The sequence below is a fragment of the Betaproteobacteria bacterium genome, from assembly GCA_009693245.1.
GTDB lineage: Bacteria > Pseudomonadota > Gammaproteobacteria > Burkholderiales > SHXO01 > SHXO01.
The window spans coordinates 1-5,555 of record SHXO01000127.1; the positions used below are offsets into that span (position 1 = coordinate 1).

A 5,555-nucleotide genomic window follows, 5' to 3' on the forward strand; every position below is an offset into this window, starting at 1 on the left:
CCGTTCTATAACCGCAGGCGTCTGCATTCCACGCTTGGCTACACCTCGCCAAGCATCTTCCTTGCAGACTGGATCAGTGCTCAACATGTGCAAGAACTGGCGGCATAATGCCGATGGGTTGGAAGACTAAAAACCGAGGGAAGCTCACTTTGCGCTTCGAGGCTTTTTATCACATCGATTCCATACGCACTACTCTAGAATGCTGAATTATTAGAGGTGCCCTTAAGTCTATGCGTGTGATGATTCCTGATGCCTTTATTCCTTAGCCAAGCGGTGGCCTATGCGAAGCCCACGGCCGCGCTTGCTCGAAGGCGCGCGCGGCTTGCAGCACAGTGAGATCCTGAAACCTGCGGCCAACAATTTGAATTCCCACCGGTAAGCCTTCCAGCGTAAATCCGCATGGGCAAGTGGCTGCCGGTTGCCCAGTGAGATTGAAGGGATAACTAAAACCCGCCCAGCGCAGCCAGTCCCAGGGATGCTGCTCCCAATGCTCAGGGATGAGGCGCGTGGCGGGGAAAGCTGCTACGGAGACCGATGGGGTAAGCAGTAGGTCGTAGCGCTGAAAAAACCCATGCACACGGTCCCAAAGGGCCAAGCGCTCGCCTTGCGCGCGGCAGTAGCCGGCGGCCGTATAGCGTAATCCTTCGCGCGCCATGGCCACCATGCCGGGATCCATTTTATGCTCCCACTGCTCAATCAGATGACCCACCTGCCCAGCAAACGCGCCCGCGAACAAGCAATGCTCCAGCGCCATGGTATTGCCCCAACCGGGATCGGCCTCCTCCACCCGGCATCCCATTTCCTCGAAGGCGCGCGCGGCGTGCGCCACACTGTCGCGCACTTCGGGGTCCACTCGCAGGAATCCCAGGCCGGGTGAATACGCAATCTTCAATCCGGTAATTCCCGCATCGAGTTTGCCTACGTAATCCTCCGGCGGTGCCTCCAAACTCCACGGATCACGGTCGTCCGGCCCAGCCGTGGCCGCCAGCATGAGCGCGCCATCGCCCACGGTGCGGGTGATGGGGCCCACGTGGGAAATCAGCCCGTTGTTGGGCATGGGATGGTAAGGAATACGCCCGAACGAGGGTTTCATACCGAACACCCCGCAGAAGGCCGCGGGCATGCGCACGGATCCCGCCCCATCGGAACCTTGATGAATGGGTCCGATGCCTGCCGCCGCGCAAACCCCGGCGCCCGCGCTCGATGCCCCCGCGTTCATGCCGTGCTTCCAGGGGTTGTGCGTGATGCCCGTCACGGGTGAACGGCTGACCCCGGACCAGCCAAATTCGGAGACAGCGGTCTTGCCGATGGAAATGGCACCAGCAAGCCGTAGTCTTTCGACGTGGAGGTGATCGATGTCCGGAACGCGCTCCCGGTGAACAAAGGACCCCCCCATGCTGCGCACGCCCTTGGTGAGTGAGAGATCCTTAATGGTGACGGGGATGCCATGGAGCAGTCCCAATTCATCTCCGCGCAAGACGGCAGTCTCCGCCGCGCGTGCTTGTTCGAGGGCGCTGTCGTAGGTGTCGGTACAGATCGCATTCAGGTGGCCATTGAGACGGCGCGCGCGCTTAATGACCGTGCTCATGATCTCGACAGGCGAGAGCGCCTTGGTTCGGATCAGTTTTGCCAGTTGGGTGGCGGGCGTAAAACACAGATCTTCTTCGTTCATGGCGGCGTCCTGTGCACACTACAATGGCTGTTGTTTGATTTAACCGGGAGACCAAGCATGCCACGAATCACCAATGTAGCAAAACAGAAACTGCAACAAGGACAGCTATCCATTGGCATCGGCGTACGTGCCGTGCGCGGCGTGGAGATCGCCCGGCTGATGAAGACGGCGGGCTTCGATTGGTTGTTCATCGACCTGGAACACGGCGCCACTTCGACCGAGACGGCCTATCAGATCAGCGTGGCGGCGCTCGACGCTGGCATCGCGCCCCTGGTGCGCGTACCCAGCGGTGAGCTGGCCATGGGCACGCGTTGCCTGGATGGCGGAGCGCTGGGCGTGGTCATGCCGCACGTGGACACCGCGGAGGAAGCCCGCGCCATGGTCAACGCCTTCAAGTTCGCGCCCACCGGCAAACGATCCATCGGCGGCGCCTACCCGCAGTTTGGATTCGCCACCGTCCCCGCAAAGGAAGTGGTGAGCGAGATCAACGATGCGACCTTGGTGGTGGCTATGATCGAAACCCCTAAAGCCGTGGAGAACGCCGATGAGATTGCCGCCGTTCCCGGTATCGACGCATTGCTCATGGGCACCAACGATCTGTGCCTGGAGATGGGCATACCGGGCCAGCTCGACCATGAGCGCGTGGTGGCCGCCATCGATACCGTGCTGGCCGCGTGTAAAAAACACGGCAAATGGCCAGGGCTGGGAGGCGTCTACGGCAAGGAGTTGCTCAAGCGCTACGTTGGCCGTGGCATGCGCATGATCCTATCGGGCAACGACATCAACTTGCTGCTGGCGGCGGCGCAAGACCAGGCGAACTTTGTTCGCGGGTGCTTGTGACTTCAGAAATCATTGAACCACGAAGCTACTAAAGGGGGAGAATCATGACCGAATCAAGAGGGGCGCTCATCAAGCGGCTCGAGGGGCAAGCGCGCCAAATCCGCCGCAATGTTTGGCGAGCGCTGCGGGCCGGGGGCAGCGGTCACGCCGGGGGCTCTTGTTCCGCCGCCGATATCCTGGCCGCGCTCTACTTCCATCGCATGCGAGTGCGCCCCAAGGAACCGGAATGGCCAGACCGTGACCGCTTCGTTCTTTCCAAGGGGCACGCCAATGCCGCCCTGGGCGCCGTGTTGGCGCAGGCCGGCTTCATCGACGATTCCGTGCTGGACCGCTTCTACGGCTACGAATCGCCCTTCGGCATGCACCCAGACATCAAAGTGGCTGGCGTCGAGATGTGTACAGGAGCTTTGGGCCACGGGCTTGCCATCGCCATGGGCATGGCCTTGGGCGCGAGAATGCAGGCGCAAGATTTCCACACCTTCGTGATGATCGGCGATGGAGAACTCCACGAGGGTTCCAATTGGGAGGCCGCCTTGGCCGCCTCCCATTACAAGCTGGCGAATCTGACTGCCATCATCGACTACAACAAGATCGCGCAGAGCGGTCCCATTAGCGAATTGATCGAAGTGGGTCCGCTGGCGGACAAATGGCGCGCCTTCGGTTGGGAGGTGCGAGAAATCGACGGTCACGACATGGTCCAGGTGGCCGATGCCCTCGGCGCCCTCCCCTTCAACAACGCACGGCCCTCGGCCCTCATCGCCCACACCATCAAGGGCAAAGGCGTGAGTTTCGCGGAGAACACTTACGTTTGGCACAGCAACAATGTCACGGATGAGATTTACGCGAAGGCCCTTGCGGAGCTAGGAGAGCCATGAACGCCCCCAACGATTGGCGCGCGCGCGCCGCAAATCAAACCCGCCTCGCCTACGGACAAGCATTGCTCGAATTGGGCGCGCGCGAATCCAGAACCGTTGTCGTATCGGCCGATACGCAAGACCTCCTGGGCATTAGGCCTTACATCGAACGCTACCGCCACCGCTTCGTGGAAATGGGCATCGCGGAGCAAAACGCCATTGGTGCCGCCTCGGGATTGGCGACCACGGGCTTACGCCCCTACGTCTGTGCCTACGCGCCCTTCATCACCGCGCGCAGCATGGAACAAGTCAGAAACGACGTGGCCTACGCCAACCAGCGCGTGGTGATCGGTGCCGCTGCCAGCGGTATCTCTCTCGGCGTGGCCGGCGGCACTCACCATGCGCTGGAAGATCTCGCCCTCATGCGCAGTTTGCCCAACATGACAGTCATCGTTCCCGCTGATGCCGAGGAGGCCTACGCGGCCACCTTGGCCACCTTGGACATCGATGGCCCCGTCTACATGCGTTTAGGTGGCAGGGTGGAAGAGCCGCCGCTGAACTCCGAACCCTTCCGGCTTGGACGCGCCGCGCAACTGCGTGCGGGAAACGATCTCACGGTGATCGCATGCGGGGCGCTCGTGGAGATGTCGGTGCGCGCATCCGACGAATTGCGCAAGGACGGCATTCATGTGCGCGTGCTCAATATGCACACGATCAAACCCTTGGACCGCGACACCATCCTCGCGGCGGCCGCGGAAACGCGCGGCATCGTCACCGCCGAGGAGCATCACCTCACCGGGGGCCTGGGCGGGGCGGTCGCGGAGTTGCTGGCCGTGGAGCACCCCACTCGCATGCGCATGATCGGCATGCCCGACGAATTCGCGGTCGTGGGCCCCACGACCAAGATACGCGCGAAGTACGGCATGAGCGCCGAAGCTATAGCGAACGCGTGCCGCTCCTTGCTCAACCATGGATAGGCCTTACCTCCCATGCGGGGAAGGGTTGGAGTTACACTTGCCTTCACGCGAACTACCCGCGCGCACATAATTATTTTCACCAGGAGACCCATCCCATGTTGCTAGACGTACGTACCTACACCTGCCGTCCCGGAACCATCAAGAAACACCTGGCTCTCTACGAGCGTTTGGGAAAGGGTCCGCAAACCCGCCATCTTGGCCAGCCCTTCGCCTACCTCGTCACCGAGACCGGTAACGTCAACCAGTACATTCACATCTGGGCCTATGAAGATGCCGCCGACCGCGCGCGCCGGCGTGCCGCCATGATGGCCGATGCGGAGTGGCAAACCTTCATGGAAGAAAGCGCGAAGCTGGGCGCGCTGGAAGCCCAAGAGAACCGCTTGATGACGCCCGTATCGTTTTTCCCGCTCAAGCGATAAGTCATGAACCCCACCAGAATCAAAGCGCTGACCTTCGATACCGGCGGCACCATTCTGGATTGGCATACCGGCGTTCGCACCGCCTTGCTGAATTTGGGCACGAAGTACGGATTGCGGAAAGATTGGGCTGCGATCGCCAACGAGTTCCGCCGGCGCTCGCTCAAGGGCATTTTGAATCACGGTGAGCACGGGCCTGCCACGAAAAATTTAGACGACGTGCATCGCGCCACGGTGGACCAACTCGCGGCGGAAATGGGTCTCGGGATGTTCACCGAGGAGGACCGCCGGACCATCTGGTGGGACACCATCCACAACCTCGAATGCTGGCCGGATTTTCCAGCGGTGCTACCGAAATTGCGGGAGAAGTTCTATTGCGTGTCCTTCACATTGCTAAGTTTTCGCATCATCATGGATACGGCCAAGCGCAACGGATTGTCATGGGATGCCGTGATGTCCTGCGAGGGCATAGGCAAGTACAAACTATTACCCGAGGCCTACCTCACCTGCGCGAAGTTCCTACAGTTCGATCAGGGCCAATGCTTGATGGTGGCCTGCCATAACTTCGACCTCGATGCCGCGCGCGCGTGCGGCTACAAAACCGCCTTCGTGTACCGGCCTGACGAGTGGGGCGCGCAAGGCCCGCCCGATCCTGAACCCAAGCCCTACTTCGACATCGTCGCGGCGGATTTTCCAGATTTGGCGCGGCAACTGGGCGTGAGGGTATGACTTCCCTTGCATCTAGAAAACCTTTTTCACCACAGAGTCACAGAGACACAGAGGAAACCAATTTTCA

At 60.7% G+C, this 5,555-nt stretch carries 6 protein-coding genes; 5 read left to right on the plus strand and 1 reads right to left on the minus strand.

Annotated elements, in window-relative coordinates; translation table 11 throughout:
• Window positions 1–262: 262 nt before the first annotated feature.
• Entirely contained in the window at window positions 263–1,672 is a 1,410-nt protein-coding gene (locus tag EXR36_15250) for an amidase (protein ID MSQ60946.1), read from the minus strand.
• A gap of 57 nt (window positions 1,673–1,729) precedes the next feature.
• On the opposite strand from EXR36_15250, the gene EXR36_15255 reads away from it, so the two are divergent.
• From EXR36_15255 to EXR36_15275, 5 genes are all read left to right on the plus strand, one after another.
• Window positions 1,730–2,512 (plus strand): aldolase, encoded by a 783-nt coding sequence (locus tag EXR36_15255; protein ID MSQ60947.1) that lies wholly within the window; start codon window positions 1,730–1,732, stop codon window positions 2,510–2,512.
• Window positions 2,513–2,556: 44 nt separating this feature from the next.
• Window positions 2,557–3,387 (plus strand): transketolase, encoded by an 831-nt coding sequence (locus EXR36_15260; GenBank protein MSQ60948.1) that lies wholly within the window; start codon window positions 2,557–2,559, stop codon window positions 3,385–3,387.
• Window positions 3,384–4,343: a transketolase family protein gene (locus EXR36_15265; protein MSQ60949.1), complete on the plus strand. Its 960-nt coding sequence runs from the start codon at window positions 3,384–3,386 to the stop codon at window positions 4,341–4,343. The genes EXR36_15260 and EXR36_15265 overlap by 4 nt, the downstream gene beginning before the upstream one ends.
• Before the next feature lie 95 nt (window positions 4,344–4,438).
• Entirely contained in the window at window positions 4,439–4,762 is a 324-nt protein-coding gene (locus EXR36_15270) for an NIPSNAP family protein (protein MSQ60950.1), read from the plus strand.
• A gap of 3 nt (window positions 4,763–4,765) precedes the next feature.
• Window positions 4,766–5,488 (plus strand): haloacid dehalogenase type II, encoded by a 723-nt coding sequence (locus EXR36_15275; protein ID MSQ60951.1) that lies wholly within the window; start codon window positions 4,766–4,768, stop codon window positions 5,486–5,488.
• The last annotated feature ends 67 nt before the right edge of the window (window positions 5,489–5,555 follow it).